This is a genomic window from Mucilaginibacter sp. P5_A4 (assembly GCF_056400605.1).
Genome location: NZ_JBFUKX010000028.1, coordinates 38,987 through 62,769, shown reverse-complemented (window position 1 = coordinate 62,769; position 23,783 = coordinate 38,987). Strand labels below are relative to the sequence as shown.

Annotated in this window: 18 protein-coding genes; 15 read left to right on the top strand and 3 right to left on the bottom strand. The window is 41.7% G+C overall.

Annotated features, from left to right (window positions below):
- Window positions 1-90: 90 nt before the first annotated feature.
- The 12 genes from AC1DQW_RS16965 to AC1DQW_RS16910 all read left to right on the top strand — a co-directional run bounded on the left by AC1DQW_RS16965 (window position 91) and on the right by AC1DQW_RS16910 (window position 17,607).
- A complete protein-coding gene (locus AC1DQW_RS16965) occupies window positions 91-690 on the top strand; it encodes a class I SAM-dependent methyltransferase (protein ID WP_477455171.1) in 600 nt (199 codons plus the stop codon).
- A gap of 104 nt (window positions 691-794) precedes the next feature.
- Window positions 795-1,568, top strand: coding sequence for an ABC transporter ATP-binding protein (locus AC1DQW_RS16960; RefSeq protein ID WP_477455170.1), 774 nt, complete (start codon window positions 795-797; stop codon window positions 1,566-1,568).
- 16 nt (window positions 1,569-1,584) lie between these two features.
- Complete coding sequence (locus tag AC1DQW_RS16955) at window positions 1,585-3,306, top strand: hypothetical protein (RefSeq protein WP_477455169.1); 1,722 nt, start codon at window positions 1,585-1,587, stop codon at window positions 3,304-3,306.
- 354 nt (window positions 3,307-3,660) lie between these two features.
- A complete protein-coding gene (locus AC1DQW_RS16950) occupies window positions 3,661-4,224 on the top strand; it encodes an RNA polymerase sigma-70 factor (protein WP_477455168.1) in 564 nt (187 codons plus the stop codon).
- A gap of 116 nt (window positions 4,225-4,340) precedes the next feature.
- Window positions 4,341-5,540 carry a FecR family protein gene (locus tag AC1DQW_RS16945; RefSeq protein WP_477455167.1) on the top strand — a complete coding sequence of 400 codons (1,200 nt, stop codon included), beginning with the start codon at window positions 4,341-4,343 and terminating at the stop codon, window positions 5,538-5,540.
- Between the two features lie 220 nt (window positions 5,541-5,760).
- On the top strand, window positions 5,761-9,234 hold the full coding sequence (locus AC1DQW_RS16940) for a TonB-dependent receptor (RefSeq protein WP_477455166.1): 3,474 nt from the start codon (window positions 5,761-5,763) through the stop codon (window positions 9,232-9,234).
- A 30-nt stretch (window positions 9,235-9,264) separates the two neighbouring features.
- Window positions 9,265-11,238 (top strand): RagB/SusD family nutrient uptake outer membrane protein, encoded by a 1,974-nt coding sequence (locus AC1DQW_RS16935; RefSeq protein WP_477455165.1) that lies wholly within the window; start codon window positions 9,265-9,267, stop codon window positions 11,236-11,238.
- 184 nt (window positions 11,239-11,422) lie between these two features.
- Complete coding sequence (locus tag AC1DQW_RS16930) at window positions 11,423-12,823, top strand: glycoside hydrolase family 88/105 protein (protein ID WP_477455164.1); 1,401 nt, start codon at window positions 11,423-11,425, stop codon at window positions 12,821-12,823.
- A 198-nt stretch (window positions 12,824-13,021) separates the two neighbouring features.
- On the top strand, window positions 13,022-14,446 hold the full coding sequence (locus tag AC1DQW_RS16925; RefSeq protein ID WP_477455163.1) for an inorganic phosphate transporter: 1,425 nt from the start codon (window positions 13,022-13,024) through the stop codon (window positions 14,444-14,446).
- 20 nt (window positions 14,447-14,466) lie between these two features.
- Window positions 14,467-15,288 (top strand): universal stress protein, encoded by an 822-nt coding sequence (locus tag AC1DQW_RS16920; protein WP_477455162.1) that lies wholly within the window; start codon window positions 14,467-14,469, stop codon window positions 15,286-15,288.
- Window positions 15,289-15,639: 351 nt separating this feature from the next.
- Complete coding sequence (gene lat / locus AC1DQW_RS16915; RefSeq protein WP_477455161.1) at window positions 15,640-16,971, top strand: L-lysine 6-transaminase; 1,332 nt, start codon at window positions 15,640-15,642, stop codon at window positions 16,969-16,971.
- Window positions 16,972-17,169: 198 nt separating this feature from the next.
- Window positions 17,170-17,607, top strand: coding sequence for a hypothetical protein (locus AC1DQW_RS16910; RefSeq protein WP_477418935.1), 438 nt, complete (start codon window positions 17,170-17,172; stop codon window positions 17,605-17,607).
- 79 nt (window positions 17,608-17,686) lie between these two features.
- On the opposite strand, the gene bshB1 is transcribed toward AC1DQW_RS16910, so the two are convergent.
- The 3 genes from bshB1 to AC1DQW_RS16895 are packed head-to-tail and all read right to left on the bottom strand — an operon-like array spanning window position 17,687 to window position 19,541.
- Complete coding sequence (gene bshB1 / locus AC1DQW_RS16905) at window positions 17,687-18,409, bottom strand: bacillithiol biosynthesis deacetylase BshB1 (protein WP_477455160.1); 723 nt, start codon at window positions 18,407-18,409, stop codon at window positions 17,687-17,689.
- Window positions 18,410-18,423: 14 nt separating this feature from the next.
- On the bottom strand, window positions 18,424-18,924 hold the full coding sequence (locus AC1DQW_RS16900; RefSeq protein WP_477455159.1) for a glutathione peroxidase: 501 nt from the start codon (window positions 18,922-18,924) through the stop codon (window positions 18,424-18,426).
- 2 nt (window positions 18,925-18,926) lie between these two features.
- The gene (locus AC1DQW_RS16895; protein ID WP_477455158.1) at window positions 18,927-19,541 is read right to left on the bottom strand and encodes a DUF4294 domain-containing protein; all 615 of its coding nucleotides are present in this window, start codon (window positions 19,539-19,541) and stop codon (window positions 18,927-18,929) included.
- A gap of 110 nt (window positions 19,542-19,651) precedes the next feature.
- On the opposite strand from AC1DQW_RS16895, the gene AC1DQW_RS16890 reads away from it, so the two are divergent.
- From AC1DQW_RS16890 to AC1DQW_RS16880, 3 genes are all read left to right on the top strand, one after another.
- Window positions 19,652-21,874 carry a RelA/SpoT family protein gene (locus tag AC1DQW_RS16890; RefSeq protein ID WP_477418943.1) on the top strand — a complete coding sequence of 741 codons (2,223 nt, stop codon included), beginning with the start codon at window positions 19,652-19,654 and terminating at the stop codon, window positions 21,872-21,874.
- A 110-nt stretch (window positions 21,875-21,984) separates the two neighbouring features.
- A complete protein-coding gene (locus AC1DQW_RS16885) occupies window positions 21,985-22,452 on the top strand; it encodes a Fur family transcriptional regulator (RefSeq protein WP_477418945.1) in 468 nt (155 codons plus the stop codon).
- 45 nt (window positions 22,453-22,497) lie between these two features.
- Complete coding sequence (locus AC1DQW_RS16880; protein WP_477455157.1) at window positions 22,498-23,775, top strand: adenylosuccinate synthase; 1,278 nt, start codon at window positions 22,498-22,500, stop codon at window positions 23,773-23,775.
- The last annotated feature ends 8 nt before the right edge of the window (window positions 23,776-23,783 follow it).

The window sequence follows — 23,783 nt, the reverse complement described above, 5'->3', positions numbered from 1 at the left end:
CAACTCATTTAATAGTCATAATTAAAGGTCTATGATTTCTAAACTTTATCCAAAACCCGTAATCACTGGTCAAATAATTATCTTTGATTTATGCCCGCCAACGACAACTCCGCCATATTTGACTACCACCGCAGCATGATTGCCTTTCATGGTAACACCAGCACGGCTGCTCTGGGCTGGAGAGATCCTGAAAGCCAGCTGATCCGCTTCAAAGTACTGTGCGAAATAGCCAATATGGATGACTGCACGGTGCTGGATGCCGGTTGCGGCCACGGGGACCTGCTAGCCTACCTGTTTACAACGTGCCAGCGATTACAGTATACCGGTATAGAACAGATCCCGGAACTGCTGGAAGAGGCGGAAAGGCGTTACGGCTTCCTGCCGGGTGCCCGGTTTTTAAAGGGAGATTTTATCCATAATGATTTGCCTTTATCAGACTATGTGCTGGCGAGCGGCTCGCTCAACTATTGCCAGGAAGACCCTGAATTTATTTACAAGGCCATTGCCCGGCTATACGGAAGCTGTAGAATGGGACTGGGTTTTAACCTGCTCCGGCACGTCATTCCCAATGGCCTGTTGGCCGCCTATGATCCCGATACCATCATGTCTTATTGCGAAACACTTTGCGAACGGGCAAGCCTGCGGATGGATTATAGTGAGGAAGACTTTACCGTTTTTATGTACCACTAATCCGGCACTTAATCGGCCCATACTGCCAGCTTAATGGCCGGAACTGTTTTGCCCTGTTCTTAACTAAATTTTATATCTTAACGGCATCAAACCAGGAAATCGCTATGCGTGAAGATCCACTTATCCAAATACAAAACCTAACCAAGTTTTACGGCTCAAAACAAGTGCTCAAAGGCCTGTCTCTTGATATTTATCCGGGGCAGGTAATCGGCTATATCGGCCCGAACGGGGCTGGTAAATCCACAACCGTTAAGATATTAACCGGGCTGATCCCTGATTTTGAAGGACAAGTAACTGTAGATGGCATCAGCATGGCAGAGAATCCGCTGGCGATTAAGCGCATGATAGGCTACGTTCCGGAAAATGCCGAGATCTATGATGTACTCACGCCAATGGAATACCTCGATTTTGTGGGCAAACTGTATGGTATGAAAGAAGCAATGTTGCATGACCGGGCAGTAAAACTATTAGCCGCTTTCGGGCTTGATGCAAACGGCGACGACCGGATGGACACTTTCTCAAAAGGCATGAAACAAAAGGTGTTGCTAATTTCGGGAATAATCCATAATCCGAAAATCATTATCCTGGATGAGCCGCTATCTGGGCTGGATGCCAACGCAGTGATTATGATTAAAGAACTAATCATGCGCTTATCGCAGGAAGGAAAAACCATATTTTATTGTTCGCATATGATGGATGTAGTGGAAAAGGTTTCAGACAGGATCCTGCTCATCAATAAAGGAGAGATCATTGCAGACGGCACGTTCGAGTCGCTGAAACAAAATCATAGCGATACATTGGAACGGATTTTTTCAAAACTGACTGGCAGGGAGGATTCCACAACCGAAACAGATGCCATTATTAACGCTTTCGAATAAACATCAACCTGCTCCAATGAATAATTTGCTGCTTCCGCTCTTTTCGATGGATAAATTATTTTTACGGTTTGTGTCTTTATTTTACCCAGTGCTTGCCCGTACGGGCGTAGACATCTTTCAGCTTGACGAAATTCTGCGCGTAAAGCTTTTGATGGATAACCGCCGCCCCAAGACAATGTTTGCCGTAAAAAAGAATGCGAAGAACAATGGGCAGCAATCGCCCTGGATGATCAGCTTTGTCCAGGTTTTGATGGGCTTTTTTATCGGGCTGTTACTTACCCTGAACCAAATGCCATATGTGGGCCAAACCTATTACTTCCTGGTATTTATGGTGCTCATGGCCTTAACGCTCATTTCGGATTTCACTACAGTGCTGGTAGATACCCGCGACCAGTTTATCCTGCTTCCCCGGCCGGTTAACGACCGCACCATCGCAGTATCGCGTATCCTCCACATCAGTATTTATGTATTAAGACTGGCCTTGTTGCAGGGCTTGCCCGCATTGGTGATCGTCGGCTTCCTGGACGGATTAGCGGCAGTACCTATCTTTTTTTTGCAGCTGCTGGAAGCTACTTTCCTGAGCATCTTTTTGGTAAACATCGTTTACCTGCTGCTTATGCGCTCTGTTAGCCCGCAAAAGTTCAAAGATGTGATCAGTTATTTCCAGATCGGCTTTTCGGTCATGATCTTCGCGGCTTATTACCTCCTGCCCCGCCTTATTAATGTATCTATTTTAGGGAATATCAATTTACTAACCCATTGGTGGGCTTATCTGCTCCCGCCCGTCTGGATCGCTGCCATGAACGAGGCGCTGCTGCATACCGCCAGGGCAAATTATGTAACTGGTTTACTGGCTGTAACTGGTTTTACCCTACCGCTGTTGGGGTTATGGCTTGTAGCAAAAGTGCTGGCACCCGGCTTTAACAGGCGTTTGGCAATGATTGCTACCTCCGACGGAAGCACCAATGTGTCTGCCAGCGTCAAAAAGACAGGCAACTTTGGATTGATCGAAAAAATCTCCGGCATCATTGCTCCCGATCCGGTGGAAAACGCGGGTTTCAGGATCACCTGGAAACTTGCTGCCCGGACAAGAGAATTCAAAATGAAGGTGTATCCGGCGTTTGCTTACGTACCAATCTATTTCCTGTATTTTGCCCTGAACGGAAAAGGAGATAACCTGAATGATCGTTGGGAAAAGCTGCAGGTAGGGCATACCTATGTGTTTCTGATCTACCTGTGTACATTCATCCTTTCTTCCATGCTGATGCACATCTCCATGTCAGAAAAATATAAGTCTGCCTGGGTTTATTATGCGCTGCCGGTCGATAAACCGGGCAAGATCCTTTCAGGCATGTATAAGGCAATCGTTACGCTATACTTTTTCCCCTATTGCCTGGTACTGAGCGCCGGTATTGTAGCGATATGGGGGCCGCAGGCTATCAATGATCTCATCCTCGCGTTCCTTGTCAGCCTTATTTACGGTTTACTCATGGCACTGTTCATGGTTAAAGGCCTCCCCTTTTCCAACCCGGTGGTTGTTAAGCAGGGTGGTGGCAAAATGGTAACTTCACTGCTAATTCTCGGTTTTATCGGTGCCATCGGCTTCGGCCATTATATGCTCATGCAATGGGAAACGGCTGTTTGGGTAGCCATCATTCCGGCTTTGTTGATGAACTGGGTAATGTTTCGCAGTTATAAAAGGCGGACCTGGGAAGATGTGGAAATTGCCGACCTATAAAAAACTTCAAAACGGCTTCTTCCTCCCAGTGAAGCAACTCCACTTTTAACATTCCATAACAGCGTTTAAAAGCGAAACAACAGGCGCTATTTCAGCCTGCACCAGTGCCATTCCACCCTTACCGTGTTCGCAAGCGGTTTATTCGTTGGCTAATCGTCATAGCTTCGGGGTTTATGTTTTTTTCGGAACCCGGCGAAGCAGAAAACTGTACTATATTCAGTACAGGACACAGCAGGATACCCGGCGGGAAATTTATATCGATATTAGTTAAACCAATTATTGCCGTAAGCCGCTAATTTAAAATTCAGCTTAATAAATAAGGTCTTACTATGCCTAACTGTAACCTGATCTATAATGGAAAATAATGTTTTAGATAATCAAAGTAAAACTTACCGTGAGACTGATTTAAAAAATTTATTTGATTGTTATTATAGCCGACTGGTATATTTTTCGTACCAGATAGTTAACAATAAACCGCAGGCCGAGGATATTACCCAGGATGCTTTTGTGAAATTTTGGGACAACTGTGATCATATTTCCGATAACCCGGTAGCGATAAAAAATTTCCTCTATAGTACAGTAAAAAATGCCAGTTTAAATATTATCAGGCATAATAAAGTAGCCGAACAGCATATGAACAGTCTGCATGGCATTCCCGTTGAAGAAACCATATTTCATACCATTATCAGAACTGAAGTACTGGCAGAGATACACCAGGCAATTGCATTGCTGCCCGGCAGTTGCCAGCAAATATTCCGGATGAGTTACCTGGATGATATGAAAAACAATCAAATAGCCGATGTTTTGGGTATATCAGTTAATACGGTTAAAACACAAAAGCAAAGGGCTCTTAAAGTATTAAGAGGCAATTTAAGTCCGGAACTTTTTGTTGTATTAATAGCCATTAGCTGCTTTTAATTTTTCGATTTTACTCAAAAAACTTTTTTTCATCTTGCTGTCACCCCGTTGTTACATTCAGGTGTCCTTATTGATATTACCAGTTATGTGCCCCAGGCACAGCCTAAATATTATTTATGGACAACAATTACGAAGCTTATCAGTATGCTGTTCTTATTGCAAAGCACTTGAAGGGCGGTCTATCTGCAATTGAAGAAATTGAGCTGAATGCCTGGATAAACGCGAAGCCCGAAAATGCTTTGCTGATGGAAAAGTTACAAAATGAGGAAATGATAAAATCCGACCTGGATTTCCTCACATCCATAAAAACCAGGGATGCATGGCAAAATATCGCTATGCGGACTCAAAATGTATCATTTACTGATAAGGTTTATATTTTCATGCGAAAGTGGAAATACGCGGCGGCTATCCTTTTAACGCTTTCTGTAACAGCTATACTTTATAAAAATTCGCATCCTGCTTTAAAACTACAGGCTGCAATCTCTAAAAACATCGCATATAAAAATGATGTACCTCCCGGCACAGACAAAGCCAAACTTACCTTAGCCAATGGTTCTGTAGTAACAATAAATGGCCGTACGGCAGGTACGGTTAAAAACTATGCCGGATTAAGAATCAGTGTCAATAGCGGTATTGTTAGTTATCATATAACAAGTAGCAACAGCGGCTTTTTCAAAAACCAACACAATATTATTACTATTCCTACAGGGTGCAAATACAAAATATCACTGCCCGATGGCAGTTTGGTTTGGCTCAACTCTGCCTCATCTTTAAAATTTCCTATAGTGTTCAACAAGTTTGAGCGTAAGGTTTATTTAACCGGCGAGGCTTATTTTGAAGTTGCCAAAAATAAATTAAAGCCTTTTAAAGTGTTTGCAAACAACACAGTGGTACAGGTACTGGGTACACATTTTAATGTACATGCCTACAACGATGAAGAAGCTGTAAAAACCACTTTACTTGAAGGCTCGGTTAAAATATACCAGGATGGTCATAGTAAAACGATACTGCCCGGACAGCAAGCCTATATCAAACGAAACTCTTCAAAAATTAAAATTCAAGCTATTGATGTTAACGAATCTGTGGCCTGGAAAAATGACCTTTTCATTTTTGACAAAGAAGATATGGAAAGCGTAATGAAGAAAATTGCCAGATGGTACGATGTTGAAGTTGAATACAAAGATGAAATACCTCAAACACATATTTCGGGAAGCATTTCACGCAGGAATAACCTATCACAAATATTAAATATGCTTGAACTGACAGGAGGAGTTCATTTCCGTATTGATGGCCGGAAAATTACTGTAACCAGGTAACGGCATCTCCCCAAATTAAATAGAATAAACAAATAAAAAGCTTTGAACAAAAACCGGGAAGCGTTGGCGCGCCCCCGGCAGATACAGGATCAATAGCTGGCCGTATGCAATTACTAACCAATCGATTATTCAACCTATACAATGCAAAAGTATGAATTTTAATTTTTACTATGAATGTTTTTGCCGGATGCGCAAGCCGGTATTTAAAACACTCCTGATTATGAAATTAACCACTGTTATTTTACTGGTATGTAGTATGCACGTAAGCGCAATTTCGTATTCGCAAACTGTTACGCTGTCAGAAAAAAATGTTTCATTACAGAAGATATTCCAGCAAATTAACAGGCAGGTTAATTATAAATTTTTATATGCCGATGAGCTGCTTCAAAAAACAAAAAAGATTTCCATTAACGTGAAAGATGTTCCGTTGGAAACAGTACTGAAGGACTGTTTTGCGGGCCAGCCGTTTACTTACCAGATTTTTGATAAAACCATTATTTTAAAGCCTAAGGCAGATGTTATGGATAATGCCCCGCCGTTGCCTCCTGTGGTTATAACCGGTAAAGTTACTGATGAAACCGGCCAGCCATTACCGGGTGTAAGTGTCAAACTAAAAGGGACAAACGCTGCTACCGTTACTGATGGCAATGGTTCATATAGCCTGCACGCTCCAGATGGTAATGTTCAGGGCAGTGTTCTGATATTTAGTTTTATAGGCTTCAAAACAGAGGAAGTTACCGTAGGCGCCGGCCTTGTTGTGAATGTTAAATTAATACCCGAATCAAAATCATTAAGCGAAGTGGTGGTAATTGGCTATGGTACACAAAAAAGGGGCGATGTATCAAGCGCTATAGCATCGGTTAATGTGGAAAAAATGGATAAAGTACCGGCAGCTAACCTGAGCACTGCTTTACAGGGACAAGCACCGGGCCTGGTTGTACGGCCAAGTTCCTATCGTCCTGGTGCAGGTTCTGCTATCCGCATCAGGGGCAACCGCTCATTAAATGCTACTAACGACCCATTATTTGTGGTAGATGGTGTTCCTGTATCTTACAGTATTGATGATATTAATCCCCTGGATATCGAATCTGTCGATATATTAAAGGATGCTTCGGCTACAGCAATTTATGGCTCAAGAGGCGCCAACGGGGTTATACAGATTACTACAAAAAAAGGAAAAGCAGGTAAGGTAACGGTTAACTACAGTGGCAGCACATCATTTGATAATATATTAAGAAAGTTAAACGTATTTAATGGGCCCGATTATGCGCAGTTTAAAAGGGATGCTTATGTAGGGGGCAAATCATATAATCCGGGATTAAGTACCACAAGCAGCAGCCAGCGGTATTTTCCGGATCCTGCATCAGATTATAAACTTTTTGGTGCAGATCCCAACGTATTAGGTAAGGTTTTGGCCGGATATACCTTTACCAAGTATGATCCTGCAAACGGCGTATTTGATGTAGCTACAAGGCCCACTACAGATGCCGAAAAGGCCTTGCTTTCAAGTTTGGGTTATCCCATACTGGATAACGTTGCTATTTATGATGCTTCCAAAGTATCTACCTATGACTGGCAGAAAAAGGCATTAAGAACAGGTTCAACACAAAACCACAACTTTTCCATATCAGGTGGTTCAGAAAAACTCAGCAATGCTTTTTCATTGGGATATTTAAAACAGAAGGGAATTATACCGGGGCAGGATTATACCAGGTATAGCATATCAAATAGTGCAAGTTTCAGGCCGATAAGCTATTTTTCTGCAGGTAGTAATATCACTTACGCCAATGCTATACAAAATACAGGTTCTGATATATATAGTGCTGCCTCGGGGCAATTACCTTTGGCCGAACCTTATGACAGCAACGGCAATTTTGTGCTGTTTCCGGGTAATGATAGTAACATTCTTAATCCTCTTAATGATGTTACCAATATCATTAATGAAAATCGCATAAGCCATTTTTTAGCCAACGTATACGTACAAGCTAATATTTTTAAGGGATTAACATTGAAAAGCACTTTTGGTGCCGATGTAACGAGTGTAAGAAACGGCACATTCAATGGTTCCATTTCCTCGTCGAGGGCTGGCGGCGCGGCAAACGCCTCTTTTAACACAAGTTCAAACCTAACCTGGACACTGCAAAACCAATTGTCATACAGTACTACTGTTGCAAAAAAACATGACATCAGTATAACCGCGGTACAAGAATTGGTGAAAGACCGAAGAGACTCCACCAATGCTTCGGCCGCCGGCCTTAACTATGAATCGCAAAAATGGTACTCCTTACAAAACAATGCCACGGGGGTGGTAACCTATAAAGGAGGCTATTCGCAATATCAGTTAGCATCATTTTTAGGAAGGATAATTTATGCATATAACGGTAAGTACATTTTAACTTTAGCAGAAAGGTATGACGGATCTTCTGTACTATCTGAACAGCATAAGGGTAAAGCTTTCCCATCAGGTTCTGTAGCCTGGCGTATCGACCAGGAAAATTTCATGAGAGCGGTGAACTTTGTTGATCAGCTAAAGTTACGTGGTGGTATAGGTTCTGTAGGTAACTCAGGTATCCGGCCATATTTAACCAATGGTACTTTAAATTTATCCTACTATAATTTTGGTGTCAGCCCGGCCCAGGGTTACGCACCCAATGGTTTACCACTCCCCGATTTAACCTGGGAAAAAACCGTAACCAAAAATATAGGCCTGGACTACGGTTTATTTAAAGGTCGGATTTCGGGTTCAATTGATGTTTATGAATCTAATTCAAATGAAATTCAACCTCAGAAATTACCTGACGCATCGGGTTATAGTAACATAACTGTTAATCTGGGCAAAGTAAGAAACCGTGGTATTGAGGTAGCCCTTTCTACTGTCAATATTAACCATGGTGGATTTAAATGGACAACCGACTTTGTATTCTCTAAAAATAAAGAGGCTATTACATCGCTTGATGGTTCAGGTAATAATAACATTTCGAGCCAGTGGTTCTTAGGTGCCCCCATCAGGTCATATTACGATTATAAAAGGCAGGGCATATTCCAGAACAGCGATGCGCAGCCAGGTGGTATTTTATATGACTATTACTGGAAAAAAGCCGGAAACAAGGCCAATACCGCATTGCAACCCGGCAGGATTCGCGTACAGGATATGAATGGTGATACTACTATTACCGAAGCCGATAAAATGCTGCTGGGTTCGCCAAACCCGCAGTGGACCGGTAGTATTAATAATACAATTAGTTATAAAGGTTTTGAATTATCAGCCTTTGTGTATATCAGCCATGGCGGATTGGTGCGCGATCCACGCCCTTCGCTTGTTGGCCGTTATCAGTCAATACAGTTAAATTATTGGACACCAACCAACCCATCAAATGATTATCCTCAGCCTAACCTCACCAGTGATATACCGCTTTACTGGCAGGCAAATGGTTTCAGAGACGGATCATTTGTACGGGTAAGGAGTATTTTGCTTTCGTACCAGCTACCGGCTTCTATACTTAATAAAATAAAGATGCGGAGTTTATCATTCTCAGTTAATGCGGTTAATCCCTTCTTATTCAGCAAATATAAAACCTACGATCCTGAAACAATGCCATATTCGAGCTCATATCCATCAAGCAGTACCAATAACCCCGGTCCTACATCATACAGTTACAGAAGTTTAGTATTTGGGATAAAAGCGGGCTTATAAGCAATTGGTTATAATTAAAAGATAATAAAAATGAAAAAATATATCATTCCGGTTATTGTATTCGTGATGAGTTTAGGCATCACATCGTGTAAGAAGTACCTTAAAGAAGATTTGGTAAGTACCCTTACGCAGGAGCATTATAATACTGACCAGGGTTTAGAGGACCTGGTACGGTCAGCTTACACTCCTCTTCGTAACAAATTTGAAGGTGAGCAGGCTTATGCTTTATATAATTTTGGCACTGATGAGTTTATAGAAGGCGATCAGTTTAACTATGAATACTATAACAGTTATGCTGCAAGCCTTAACCCTGCCGAAGGTTTATTAAATGGTTTATGGGTAAATAATTACCAGGGTATCGGGCGTTGTAACCTGGGGATCCAGCAGCTACCGCTTTTCAAAAGCACAACATCAAAAACATTGAGTACGCCGGCACAGGTTACCCAGCGAATGGCCGAGTTAAGGTTTCTGAGAGGGTATTATTATTTTCAGCTGGTACAGCAGTTTGCCGGCGTGCCCTTAGTATTGCAGCCGATTACAGGTAAGCAAACTGATTTTACGCGTGCATCTGCCGCCGATGTGTATAAACAAATTATTAATGATCTTCGCTATGCGGCAGATAATCTTACTCCAACCACAACAGATCAGGGTAGGGCTACCCAGGGTGCAGCGCAACATTTCCTGGCCAAGGTGTACTTAACCCGCGGCAGCGCGGTTACCGATGCCCGGGGTCAAAAGCCAACGGATATGGATAGCGCGGCCTATTACGCCACACAGGTAATTAACAGTCCATACTACGCCCTTGAGAACGATTATATGAATATCTGGAACGGTGTTTATCCTGCAGGCTATCCAAAAGTAGTTACACCGGCTGTTGGTCAAAATGGGTCTGCGCCCTCCGGAGACATCAGCAGGTTCCAGACAGCACAAGCCAGTAAAGAGATCATTTTTGCGGTTCAGTTCATCAAAGACCTTACATTGAATGGCAGCAGCGGTAACCGTACACATGAGTATTACATTTGCCAGTATGATGTTGGCATCCCCGGTATGGCCCGGAATGCCGATAATTTTAACGGCAGGCCTTTTCGCCGTTTAGGCCCTTCAGATTATACCATAGATCTGTTTGACCGTAAAAACGATTCCCGTTTTTATAAAAGCTTCCGTACAGCGTTTTACTCTAACACAAACGCGGGGACGCCTAAATTTACAGCTGCTAATGCACCTAACCCATCATTGGCAGGGGCTTACAAATTTGGTATTGGCGATACTGCCGCGTTATTTATCGTAAATACCAAAAGCAATCCATTAACTACAGCACAATTGGCTAAATACAGGTATACCGTTTATGCCCGGTATTATACTACTGCGCCAGGCGGGGCTATACAACAGGGCTTTAACAACAACAAGTACCTTACTTTGGTAAAAATGCTGGATCCGGTACGTGTAACGAGCGATTATAATGAAGAAAGAGGGATACGTAACGGTATAGTTGCCCGCTTAGCCGAGACTTACCTTATTGCTGCCGAAGCCTATGGGCGAAAGGGTGACTATACCACCGCGCTAAATTATATTAATAAGATACGGCAAAGGGCTGCGTATCATTCCGGTGAATTCAGAAATCCGCAAACTTATATATTTGACGGCGGCACACCCGGCGACGTATCCGATACGTATCCGCAATTGATGGCTACAACTGATTTATTTACAACTAACGCGGCAAGTGAAAATTATCCGCCTACCGCTGTCGGTGCATCTGATCGTTTTATCCATTTTATGCTAAATGAGCGTACACGTGAACTATGTGGTGAGTTTTACAGGTGGGAGGACCTGGCGCGTACGGAAACATTATATGACAGAACAAAGCTATTTAACAAGGATGCTACAAGTATTGCGCCCAGGGATAAGTTAAGACCTATACCTCAGATACAGATTGATGCCACAACCGTAAATGGCCAGCCCATGTCGCCCAGCCAAAAAAGTGGCTACCAAAACCCGGGGTGGTAGACACTACCCACCTAAAACACCTCAGACAGGAACATGCTGTTTGAGGTGTTGTGGTTTTCTTACTATCACACCATAAAGCTTTTTGAATTTTGACTTTTGAATTTTGACTTAATGTTGCCTTGGAAACATCTGATACCATAACTTTACAACCGATATATCAACCATGCCACTAATTACCGATTTAATGCTCCGATCTGACGYCATGCCAGGCAGTTGCAGGCCTTTGCGGCTTGCTTTAAATTGCTGTATTGTTACACTGTTATTACAAACTATCCCACATGCATCCTACAGCCAAAATATTTCTTCAAAAAATAATGATGCAACTTCGCCATTACATTTGCTTAAGCCGGCTTATATAACCCCTTATGGGGAAACTAAACACGCCGATGTTAAAGCTGTTCTGGATAAGGTATACCATTATTTGAATGAAGTTACACCTTATCAACTAATTGACAAATCAAGCAGGCAGGCAATCAATAATTTCGACAACGTAAACTCCAATAGTGTTTTTGCAGCCGGCGAGTTCAGACTAATAAGCTATGAATGGGGCGTAACCTATACGGGTATGCTGGAGGCAGGAGCTGCAACCGGGGATAAAAAATTTACAGATTATACGCTAAACCGGGTAAGTTATATTGGTAACGCAGTTGCCGGCTTTAAAAATTACCTCAAAACCTCGCCACAGGCAACAACACCGGTAAAGTCTGTAATTACGCCCGAGGCACTCGACGATGCGGGGTCAATGGCTGCGGCCATGATCAAAGCCGTAAGAACAGGGGCCGTAAAGCCGGATCTGCGACCGATAATTGATAACTATATCAGTTATATCCTGACAAAGCAATTTCGCCTGGCCGATGGTACGCTGGCGCGTAACCGCCCTCACCCAAATACACTATGGCTCGATGATTTGTACATGAGCCTTCCAGCACTTGTACAAATGGGCGCACTTACCGGCAATGGCAAGTATTTTAATGAAGCAGTAAAGCAATACCAATTGTTCAGTAAACGAATGTTTAACCCCGAACGCGGATTGTATATGCATGGTTGGGTTCAGGATATGGATCCGCACCCTCAGTTTCATTGGGCCAGGGCAAATGGCTGGGCTATTTTAACAAGTATTGAATTACTTGATGCGCTGCCACAGGGCCATCCGGGAAGAGCCGCGTTGATAGCAATGTTAAACAAACATGCTGCCGGCCTTGCGCAACGCCAGGATGCAACCGGTTTCTGGCACCAGTTGCTTGACCGCAATGATTCGTACCTCGAAACTTCGGCAACAGCAATTTACGCCTATTGCTTTGCAAGAGCTATTAACAAGGGCTGGCTGGATGCCAAAGCTTATGGACCGGCGGCGCTCCTTGCCTGGAATGCGGTAAGTACAAAGGTAAATGATAAGGGCCAGGTTGAAGGTACCTGCGTGGGTACAGGTATGGGTTTCGATCCTGCTTTTTATTACTACCGGCCGGTAAATAACTATGTCGCACATGGTTACGGTCCTGTTTTACTGGCAGGGGCCGAAATTTATCGCATGCTGCAAAACCATCCATTTGTAATTAATGACAGTTCAGTACAGGTACCAAAATAATATGGCCGGTTTAACCTAACTGGCTATTGAACAATATGGTAAATGAGCTTCCGTATAGGGAGATTTTACTATTAGTTTACTTGTTTAAACAATAAGGTAATGATATATTAATCTGAATTTTGCATTAAGGCAACTTAAGAAGCGGTTATTTGAATAAAAGGCGACAAGTATAATTCCTTTTTTCAGAAACGCTGTTCTATGCATTATTCACTCATCGCAGTTATCCTTCCTTTACTTGGCCAGGTTGATTTAAGCGGTTACATTTTAATCGTTTTTTTTCTGTGTATAATAGCAGTAATAGGCTTTGAATTTGTAAACGGATTTCACGACACAGCCAACGCGGTAGCCACGGTGATCTACACCAAAGCCCTGAAACCTGTTTACGCCATACCCTGGTCGGGAACGTGGAATTTTTTAGGTGTAATGCTTGGCGGCGTAACAGTTGCTATGGGCATTTTAAAATTGGTACCATTGGATACACTAATGACACTACCCGTCAGTGTAGGGGCCTGTCTGGTGCTATCAGTACTATTGGCATCCATCATTTGGAACCTGGGCACGTGGTACCTTGGTATTCCCTGCTCCAGTTCACATACCATGATCGGTGCAATGATCGGTGGCGGCCTCGCTTTCACCTGGTACCACAACGGCCCGGGTGTTAACTGGGATAAGGCTGGTGAAATCGGATCGTCGTTGATATTATCACCCATTATCGGTTTTGGCGCTGCCGCGTTGTTGATGCTTTTCCTGAAGCATGTCACCAAATCGCATGCTTTGTTTCATATCCCTTCCGGAGAAAATGACCGCCCCCCTATCCACATCAGGCTGATGTTAATAACTACCTGCACGCTCGTTAGCTTTTTTCACGGCAGTAATGACGGGCAGAAGGGCGTGGGCCTGTTTATGCTGATCCTGATTGCTTTTATGCCCGCAAGGTTTGCAGTAAACCATAGCATTCCGAACGCTAAAGTATTAACGGCACTCAACCAAACGGAACAGGTAATTACCAAAACAGTTTCTGCAGATCCCGTTCAAAAGGCCCCCCTGATAAAACTTAACGAAGCTATAAACCAAACCAGGGCTTTACTGGCTACAAAAAGTGAAAAAGATGTGGCAAAAACCTATAGCTACCGGAAACAGGTAGAAAGCGTAATTAAAGATATCAGGGCAGTTATCAAAGATGAAAACATTAAATTTTCTCAGAAAGATAGAGATACACTTACAGGCGCTTCTACAGAGATAGAACACGTTACAGACTTTGCCCCGATCTGGGTTATTGCCACGATCTCGTTATCACTTGGACTCGGCACTATGATCGGTTGGAAAAGGATTGTTGTCACTATAGGTGAAAAAATTGGCAATGAACATCTGAATTATGCGCAGGGGGCCACCTCTGAAATTGTCGCAGCTTCTACTATCGGGCTGAGCACTGCTTTTGGTCTGCCAGTCAGTACAACCCACGTGTTGTCGAGCGGTATTGCAGGTGCGATGGTTGCCTCAGGCGGTAAAGGCAACCTCAATAACAATACTTTAAAAAACATAGCACTGGCCTGGGTATTGACACTGCCTGTGTCTATTACCTTAGCCGCGTTATTGTTTATGTTATTCCATTTGTTCATATAGTTTTTGTAAATTATTAAAAAATGAAACAGATCCTGGTTGCCACCGATTTTTCTCCCAGCGCGGCTAACGCGATGGAATATGCTATGGGGCTGGCTGCGCTGCTCGGGTTAGAAGTATGTGCCATCCACGCTATTCATCCTACTGAAGGTATTGATAACAACATCTATAATGCTATTTATATTGAAGACTATTACTACAACAAAAGAGCGGCATTAAAAGAATGGGCTGATGCTTATGTTAAAAAAGATGCTTTTAAGGACGTTAAGGTTACCTCCCTTTGCGATGTCGGGTTTTTAAAAGCCGTTATCACCAAATTTATCGACAAGCACCAGGTAGAATTACTGGTTATGGGAATCACCGGAGCTACGGGTCTGAGTGGCATTGTAGGCAGCAATGCCAGTATGGTGGTTACCAGAGTGAAGATTCCGACACTGATCATTCCATTGGACAGTAAATTTCCAGGCATTCCGGCAATCACACTGGCTACAGACTACGAGACCAAACTATCATCAACAGATGTAGCAGCACTTAATGAAATAGTCAAAGCATTCGGACTGGCTGCAATGGAAGTTTTATACGTAGAAGAAAAATCGGATATCAAACACATTCAAACCGGGGAAGCGAGACTCAAAGAACTCATTCCGCAAACCATACTTAATTTTAATTATCTGAAAGATAGCAGCCCGCTCAACGGAATCATAGATTTTATCGAAAAGAACGAGGTGGATATTTTATGCCTGGTGAAACACCATCATAACATCATTTATCGCCTGTTTAACCGCAGCACGGTTAACCAGATCATGAACCGTTCTGTAAAGGCTATCCTTGTATTGCACGAATAGTGAATTACAAAACGCCGGTTTTTTCGGTGATTATTTCACTCTGTATAAATCTCTCTTGAAACATTAGTATTGCCAACATACATAGATGCTTCCACCCTGGTTAAAAAAGAGAAATGAACTTCAACTTTGTTGTTTTCAATAATTTCTTTTAATAGATAATTGGTGATACAAAAAGAAACTTTTTCGATATAATTCCAAAGATTCCATCTTAAAATTTGGTGTACCAGTTTTGGCTTTGGTACAAAAAGTAACTTTAAACAATTTAAAGTTACTTTTTTACCAATCGGTTCAAAAACCGCCTAAATTTTGTTTTTTGGGGCTTTTTAGTAAATTTGTGTAAATCAAAAATATATGTACAACTTACTTATTTCACCACAAAACGTTCAGGCTTCTTTACGGAAGCATGTACTTGCCGATGGCTTCGATCTCACTTTTGACATGGAAAAAAGTAAGGGTGTTTATATTTATGATTCGAAGAACGACCGGACCCTGCTCGACTTTTTTACCTGCTTTGCTTCGGTACCATTAGGATATAATCACCCAAAAATGCTGAACGATGAGGAATTTAAAAAAAACCTGATGCTGGCAGCTTTAACTAACCCGTCAAACTCGGATATTTATACTACACAATACGCACAATTCCTTGAAACTTTTTCGCGGGTGGGTATTCCCGATTATTTGCCCCATGCCTTTTTTATAGCCGGTGGTTCATTAGCCATTGAAAACGCGCTTAAAACCGCCATGGACTGGAAAGTTCAAAAAAACTTTGCCAAAGGCTATACCAAAGAGCGGGGGTTTAAAGTGATCCACTTTGAGCATGCTTTTCACGGCCGTTCGGGTTATACATTAAGTTTAACCAATACCGTTCCCAATAAAACCAAGTGGTTTGCCAAGTTCGACTGGCCCCGCGTATCTGTACCCTACATGAATTTCCCTTACAGTGATAGTAACCACGAAGACCTGCTACAACGGGAACAACTTTCCGTGGCGCAGATCAGGAAAGCTTTTGAAGATAATAAGGATGATGTTTGTGCCATTATAATAGAGCCCGTACAATCCGAAGGCGGTGATAACCACGTACGTAAAGAGTTTTTAGAGAAACTAAGAGAACTTGCCGATGAATATGAAGCTATGCTGATATACGATGAAGTACAAACAGGTGTAGGTCTCACAGGTAAATTCTGGTGCCATGAACATTTTGGCGAAAAAGCAAGACCAGATATTTTAGCCTTTGGGAAAAAAATGCAGGTTTGCGGCATACTTTGCAGTAACCGGGTTGATGAGGTAGAAAACAATGTTTTTCACATTTCGTCACGTATTAACTCCACCTGGGGTGGCAGTTTGGTTGATATGGTTCGTTCATCAAAGATCATGGAAATAATAGAAGAAGATAACCTTTGTAACAATGCGGCTCAAATGGGCGATTACCTGCAAAACCAATTAAGCGATATTGCATACAGACTTCCTGTTATAAGCAATGTGCGAGGAAAAGGCTTACTTACAGCCTTTGATTTCCCAGATCAAAGCAAGCGCGATAGCTTCATTAATAAGGGATTAGCTAATAATATTATGTACTTAGGCTGTGGTGAAAAGAGCATCCGTTTCAGGCCCGCCCTTATTATTGAAAAAAATCATATAGATACTGGTTTAGAAATGCTGGAGAAAATATCCAAAACACTGTAAATAGCTGTAATAACGCCCTGTCTGTCAGTTATTCCACAAAAAAAAGCTTAATATTTAATATATGTTTTAATGACATCAATAGCCTTAACAGGGCTTAATTAATAATATAGCCTATTTTTTTACCAAAATAGGCTATATTTTTAATTATTATTCCCCTTAGATTTGTACTATCCTCATTCGTATTAAATCTAATTCATCATGAGCAAACATATCGAGAAATTAAAAAAACAACTTGTTGAGGTAGCAGAAGTTGTTAACTCATTTCAATCAGAAGCTGTACAGGTACGAATTATCGACAGGCTACTGGATGTTATGATTGAGTCGGAAAAAGCAGATGCCGACGGGTCTGAGATTTTTAGCAAAAAAGGCCGTAAAATACGCTCAGACGATGAAAACCCTACAATGCCTGGTCGTAAAAAGCCGGGAGCGACTAAAATATTGAACCAATTGCTAAGTACCGATTTCTTTGATATCCAGCGTTCAATATCATCAATAGCCAATTATTGCAAAGATCAGTTTGACTCCGATTTTAAAACTTCTGAATTGTCAGGTATCCTTTTAAAGCTTGCGAATGAAAATAAACTGAGACGAGAAAGAAGTAATGAAAATAATCGCTTTGAATATATTAAGGCTTAAATATTTAAACTGATATTAAAAAATAAGTCGCTATCCTATTAAAGATTAGCGACTTATTTATTTATAGTTAAATAATATATTATTTTAAAGAAAATAAATTATCTATTCCTAAAATTTTTCTACTTGTGTAGCCTTCTGCATATTTAACACCTATGCTTTTACCAAATTCGYTGGCTCGCGCGGCTACTCCATTAATAAATTCGGGGGATGATATATAGGTTTGAGGCTCATCGCCCCATTCCGGATTAAAAAATTGCGAACCATAAGCACGTATGCTTTCTATTTTTTTGTCCCAATACTCGGTAACATCTATCAAAATATCAGGCCTGATGTAATTATCCTGTATAAAATGTAGCACCAAATCAGGTCGCCATGGCTGCTGGGATTCACCATTTTTATCAAACGTTTCTATTTTACGCAAACCTGATAAAAACGCAGAATGCTCCACCAATTCATTGGCCCGGCCATGATCGGGATGTCTGTCATGATAAGCATTGGTTATTATAATTCGGGGCTGATAATTACGGATAGCGGAAATAACTTTCAACTGGTACTCTTTTGTATTTTCAAAAAAGCCATCAGGAATACCTAAATTATCTCTTACCGAAAGGCCCAATATGTTTGCCGCTGCCGCAGCTTCCTGTTCACGAATATCTGCAGTACCACGGGTCCCTAACTCGCCACGAGTAAGATCAACTATGCCTGCTTTATGGCCCATAGCTATATGCTTTAAAATAGTGCCCGAGCATCCAAGTTCGGCATCATCAGGATGTACCGATAAAACTAAAATATCTAATTTCATTATTGTATTTATGTTTAGTGAGCTGTCGATAAAAGACGCTCTATTCTCTTCCGAATCTTTGAAGATGTTGGTTTGGTAAAAGGGTAATAAAAATCAGTAACATGACCGTCTCTATTGATCAAAAACTTATGAAAGTTCCATCTTGGAATCGATTTAAGGTTACCGTTCTGTTTTTTATCAGCAAAAAACTGGTATAAGGGATGAGCAAATGGCCCACGCACCCGTATTTTATCAAACACGGGGTAATTTACTCCGGAATTTTCACAAAAAGTGGTAATAGCAGCGCCTTCCAAAGGCTCCTGCCCGCCAAAATCATTTGAGGGAAATGCAAGTATTTCAAAATCCGCATCACCAAAAATTTCTTTTAATGATACAAGATCTTTAAGCTGAGGGGTAAAACCGCATTGAGAAGCGGTGTTAACTATTAAAAGTACTTTATTTTTATAAACCGATAGACTGATGTCATCACCGTTTAACTTTTGAACGTTAAACTTGTAGACGCTTGTGTTATCCATTATTAGAAGTTAGTGGAATTATATCCGGCCTGGGTAAGAATGGCCTCGATATCTTTCTGCTCATCAGGGTCATATGTTTCTTTAAGGTTATGACCAAATATGCTGGCTACAGATTGAAACATAAATGCTTTAAAACCACCTTTAAGCTCTTTAACCATAGTATAACTGGTTGTGCCGGTTTCCCGGTCAATCAACTTAATCAAAACTTCGCCCTGACTAATTGTCAGATTTTTAATTTCCTTATTAAACAATGTTTTTATCTCTGTTTCGCACGTACCAATCAGTTCTTTCTGCTTCTTTTTATCTCCGGTAAGTGCAAGGTCGCGCTGCAGTTTTGCGTACCGCTGGCCCGCAAAACGTGCATAAGGTAACACCTTCATAACATTATACCTTAAACGGCGGTAATTATCTCTGTCGGCATCACTGGCAAATATGCGGGTATCAACAATTCTTACAGGAGGGCATACTACCCAAGGAACCAATTCTCCGTCAATACTTGTAACGGCAACCCGAATGGTATCATTTTTGCCCAGAATCATAGGTACAGGTTTATCTGTTTGGGCTTTTACTTCGCCCATAATGCAACAAAACATCAACAGAAAACCAATAAATTTCATATTTTTACTTAATACAAAATTAAAGCAAATTTTTGTGGTATTTTAATATAATCTGTAATAATAATTTTTTAGTTACAGGTTGATCCATTTTTTACCACTAATATTCATATATGAAAGAGATAGTGATTGATCTGGAAGCTGAAAAAAATGAGATCCTAAAAAGATATCGTGCTTTGCTGCGTGCCTGTAAATCAACCCTGCAAAAGGGCGATAAGCGAATGATTCGCAAGGCATTTGACATGGCCCTTGAAAGCCACAAGGATATGCGCCGCAAAAGCGGCGAACCCTATATATACCACCCTATTGCTGTTGCCCAGATAGCTGCCGAGGAAATTGGCCTTGGTACAACTTCAATTGTCTGCGCCCTGCTGCATGATGTGGTTGAAGACACCAACATGACGCTTGACGAAATTGAGATGGAGTTTGGTAAAAAGGTAGCCAAGATTATTGATGGCTTAACCAAAATATCGGGCGTATTTGATACCAACAGTTCTTTACAGGCCGAAAACTTCCGCAAAATGTTGCTTACCCTGGCAGATGATGTGAGGGTGATACTGATAAAACTGGCCGATAGGTTGCATAACATGCGTACTATGGAGTTTATGCCACGTGATAAGCAGCTTAAACTATCATCAGAGACGGTTTATTTGTACGCCCCACTTGCGCACAGATTGGGCTTATATACTATAAAATCTGAATTGGAAGACCTGTCTATGAAATACATGGAGCGGGAAACTTACCAGTTTATTAAAAAGAAGCTGAATGAAAAAAAGGCCGAGCGTGAAAGATTTATCCGCGATTTTATTGAACCGGTAAACAAAGTGCTTGAGGGCCAGGGATTACATGCAGATGTTTTTGGTCGCCCAAAATCTATCCACTCCATTTGGAATAAGATGAAGAAAAAGTCTATCCCTTTTGAAGAGGTATATGATCTTTTCGCTATCAGGATAATTTTGGATAGTGCTCCCGACCAGGAAAAAGCAGATTGCTGGAAGGCATATAGCATAGTTACCGACCAATACCGACCAAATCCCGACAGGTTACGGGATTGGATCTCGTCACCCAAAGCAAACGGTTACGAATCATTGCACACTACAGTTATGGGCCCCCGCGGTCAATGGGTTGAAGTACAGATCCGTACCAAACGAATGAACGAGATTGCTGAAAAAGGATTTGCCGCGCACTGGAAATACAAGGAGTCATCAACCGATAGCGGCCTTGATCAGTGGGTGCAAAAGGTTAGGGATATGCTTAAAAATCCTGATTCAAATGCACTCGACTTCCTGGATGATTTTAAAATGAATTTGTTCAGCGATGAGATCTTCATTTTTACGCCGAAAGGCGCACTTATCCAGTTACCACTGAACGCTACCGCGCTGGATTTTGCCTTCGAGATCCACACCGATGTTGGCGCCAGCTGTATTGGTGCCAAGGTAAACCATAAACTGGTACCATTAAGCTACAAATTACAGAATGGCGACCAGGTAGAGATCATTACATCCGGCAAGCAAACGCCCAAGGAAGACTGGCTTAACTTTGTGGTTACCGCAAAGGCTAAGGCCAAAATAAAGTCGGCCCTAAAAGAAGAGAAACGGAAAATTGCTGAGGATGGCAAGGAGATATTGGAGCGTAAAATGAAATCGCTCAAGATCACTTACAATTCTGAAAATATACATAAACTGAGCTATTTTTTCAAGCTACAATCAACCCAGGACCTATTTTATAACATTGCCAAGGGTGTTATTGATATGAAGGACCTGAAAGAATATCAGGCATTTGAAAAAATTGTTGAAAACAAGCCACAGGATAAAATAGAACAGGAACAGGTTCAAAGCCTTATCCGCAACCTTAAATCGAAAGACAGCGATATGCTGCTGATTGGTGAGGATATGCAGAAAATTGACTATAAGCTGGCCAATTGCTGTAACCCTATCCCCGGCGATGACGTGTTTGGCTTTGTTACCGTAAGCGATGGCATCAAAATTCACCGTACCAATTGCCCTAATGCTGCCAAACTGATGGCAAATTACGGCTATCGTATAGTAAAAGCACGGTGGACTAATCAACAGGAACTGGCATTTTTAACCGGACTCAGGATAACCGGTATTGACGAAGTTGGTCTCATTAACAAGCTAACCACGGTTATTTCAACTGATTTTAAGGTAAATATCCGCTCTATTACTGTTGATAGTGATAACGGAATTTTTGAAGGATCGATCATGGTATACGTTAATGATACCGATCACCTTGAAAACCTGATCAAGAAAATAAAACAGGTTAAAGGCGTTACAGGCGTAAACCGGTTTGACTCGGCTATTGAAAAAGTGTCGTGAAAGAGAATCAAGAGTCAAGAAAAAACACAGTGAAGCTAAAATCCTGATTCTTGACTCTTGTCTCTTGATTCTATTTTTTATTAATAACTTTGCCTGCTTAACAGACTATTATGCCCCAACCGGATACTATAGCATTGGTTAAAAAAATTTTTGAGGCCTACCTTGAAAATAAAAACCTGCGCAAAACGCCAGAGCGTTTTGCTATACTCGAAGAAATTTACTCTCGCTCAGATCACTTTGATGTGGAATCATTATACATCCACATGAAAAATAAAAAATACCGCGTTAGTCGTGCCACTGTTTATAACACGCTTGAACTACTGGTATCATGCGACCTGGTTACCAAGCACCAGTTTGGTAAAAACATGGCGCAGTTCGAAAAATCATACGGCTATAAGCAGCATGACCACATCATTTGCATTGACTGTGGCAAGGTAGTTGAGTTTTGCGATCCACGCATACAACAGATCCAGAGCATGATGGGCGATTTGTTAAAATTCGAGATCAAACACCACTCTTTAAATCTTTATGGTAACTGCGAGAAATTAAGAGCAGGTTTTTGTGACAGAAAAATATAACTTTGCCACCTTTCTTATTTAAGTATTGAATTTACAATAACATAAATGGCTGTTGACGTATTATTAGGCCTCCAATGGGGCGATGAAGGTAAAGGAAAAATTGTTGATGTACTTAGCGCAGGTTATGACCTGATTGCACGTTTTCAGGGCGGCCCTAATGCCGGGCACACTTTGGAATTCGACGGTAAAAAATTCGTTTTGAATACCATTCCTTCAGGTATATTTTTTGAGAATACCATGAACCTTATCGGTAATGGTGTAGTGATTGATCCTATCACCCTAAAAAAGGAAATAGATAAGCTGAAAGATGCAGGACATGATCTTTTAGCTAAAAAGAACCTGCTGATAGCTAAAAAGGCACATTTGATCCTGCCTACTCACCAACTACTGGATGCTGCATCTGAAAAGAAAATGGGCGAAGGTAAAATTGGTTCAACCTTAAAAGGTATAGGTCCAACTTATATGGACAAAACCGGCAGGAATGGTTTGCGCATCGGCGATATAACCCTTCCTGACTTTAAAGAGAGGTATCAGAAGCTTGTTGATAAACATACAGCTATGCTACAGGCTATGTATGGCGAGGTTGCAGATTTTTCTGAACGTGAGCAGGCGTTTTTTGAAGCTATTGAATTTATTAAAAAATTTCCGCTGGTTGATTCAGAACACCTGGTAAACGATTATATTAAAAAAGGCAAAAAGGTTTTAGCCGAAGGCGCACAGGGAGCCATGCTGGATATCGATTTTGGATCGTACCCGTTTGTAACTTCATCAAACACAACAGCAGCCGGTGCGTGTACAGGTTTAGGGATAGCACCACAGCAAATTGGTGATGTAATAGGTATCTTTAAAGCTTATTGTACCCGCGTTGGTGGCGGCCCCTTCCCTACCGAACTGGAGGATGAAACAGGTGAAGAACTACGCCGTATCGGCCATGAATTTGGCGCTACTACAGGCAGGCCGCGCCGTACAGGCTGGATTGATCTGCCTGCATTAAAGTATGCTATTATGCTTAACGGTGTTACCCAACTGGTAATGACCAAGGCCGATGTATTAAGTGGTTTCGATAAGATCTACGCTTGTACGCATTATAACTATTTGGGCGAAAAAATAGACTACATGCCTTATGATATCTGTTCGGTGAGTCCCGAGCCAATTTTGAAGGAGATTGATGGCTGGAACGAGGATTTAACCGGTATCACCGAATTAAATGAGATTCCTGCAAAACTGCAATCGTACATTGATTACCTGGAAGCAGAACTGGGCGTTCCGATAAAATATCTGTCAGTGGGACCAGACAGGGTACAGACTTTGGTATTGCACTAGTATGTAAA

Excerpts from the sequence above, each read along its gene's own strand:
- AC1DQW_RS16965 (WP_477455171.1), top strand. The coding sequence starts at position 91 with ATGCCCGCCAACGACAACTCCGCCATATTTGACTACCACCGCAGCATG.
- AC1DQW_RS16960 (WP_477455170.1), top strand. The coding sequence starts at position 795 with ATGCGTGAAGATCCACTTATCCAAATACAAAACCTAACCAAGTTTTAC.
- AC1DQW_RS16955 (WP_477455169.1), top strand. The coding sequence starts at position 1,585 with ATGAATAATTTGCTGCTTCCGCTCTTTTCGATGGATAAATTATTTTTA.
- AC1DQW_RS16950 (WP_477455168.1), top strand. The coding sequence starts at position 3,661 with ATGGAAAATAATGTTTTAGATAATCAAAGTAAAACTTACCGTGAGACT.
- AC1DQW_RS16945 (WP_477455167.1), top strand. The coding sequence starts at position 4,341 with ATGGACAACAATTACGAAGCTTATCAGTATGCTGTTCTTATTGCAAAG.
- AC1DQW_RS16940 (WP_477455166.1), top strand. The coding sequence starts at position 5,761 with ATGAAATTAACCACTGTTATTTTACTGGTATGTAGTATGCACGTAAGC.
- AC1DQW_RS16935 (WP_477455165.1), top strand. The coding sequence starts at position 9,265 with ATGAAAAAATATATCATTCCGGTTATTGTATTCGTGATGAGTTTAGGC.
- AC1DQW_RS16925 (WP_477455163.1), top strand. The coding sequence starts at position 13,022 with ATGCATTATTCACTCATCGCAGTTATCCTTCCTTTACTTGGCCAGGTT.
- AC1DQW_RS16920 (WP_477455162.1), top strand. The coding sequence starts at position 14,467 with ATGAAACAGATCCTGGTTGCCACCGATTTTTCTCCCAGCGCGGCTAAC.
- lat (WP_477455161.1), top strand. The coding sequence starts at position 15,640 with ATGTACAACTTACTTATTTCACCACAAAACGTTCAGGCTTCTTTACGG.
- AC1DQW_RS16910 (WP_477418935.1), top strand. The coding sequence starts at position 17,170 with ATGAGCAAACATATCGAGAAATTAAAAAAACAACTTGTTGAGGTAGCA.
- AC1DQW_RS16900 (WP_477455159.1), bottom strand. The coding sequence starts at position 18,924 with ATGGATAACACAAGCGTCTACAAGTTTAACGTTCAAAAGTTAAACGGT.
- AC1DQW_RS16895 (WP_477455158.1), bottom strand. The coding sequence starts at position 19,541 with ATGAAATTTATTGGTTTTCTGTTGATGTTTTGTTGCATTATGGGCGAA.
- AC1DQW_RS16890 (WP_477418943.1), top strand. The coding sequence starts at position 19,652 with ATGAAAGAGATAGTGATTGATCTGGAAGCTGAAAAAAATGAGATCCTA.
- AC1DQW_RS16885 (WP_477418945.1), top strand. The coding sequence starts at position 21,985 with ATGCCCCAACCGGATACTATAGCATTGGTTAAAAAAATTTTTGAGGCC.
- AC1DQW_RS16880 (WP_477455157.1), top strand. The coding sequence starts at position 22,498 with ATGGCTGTTGACGTATTATTAGGCCTCCAATGGGGCGATGAAGGTAAA.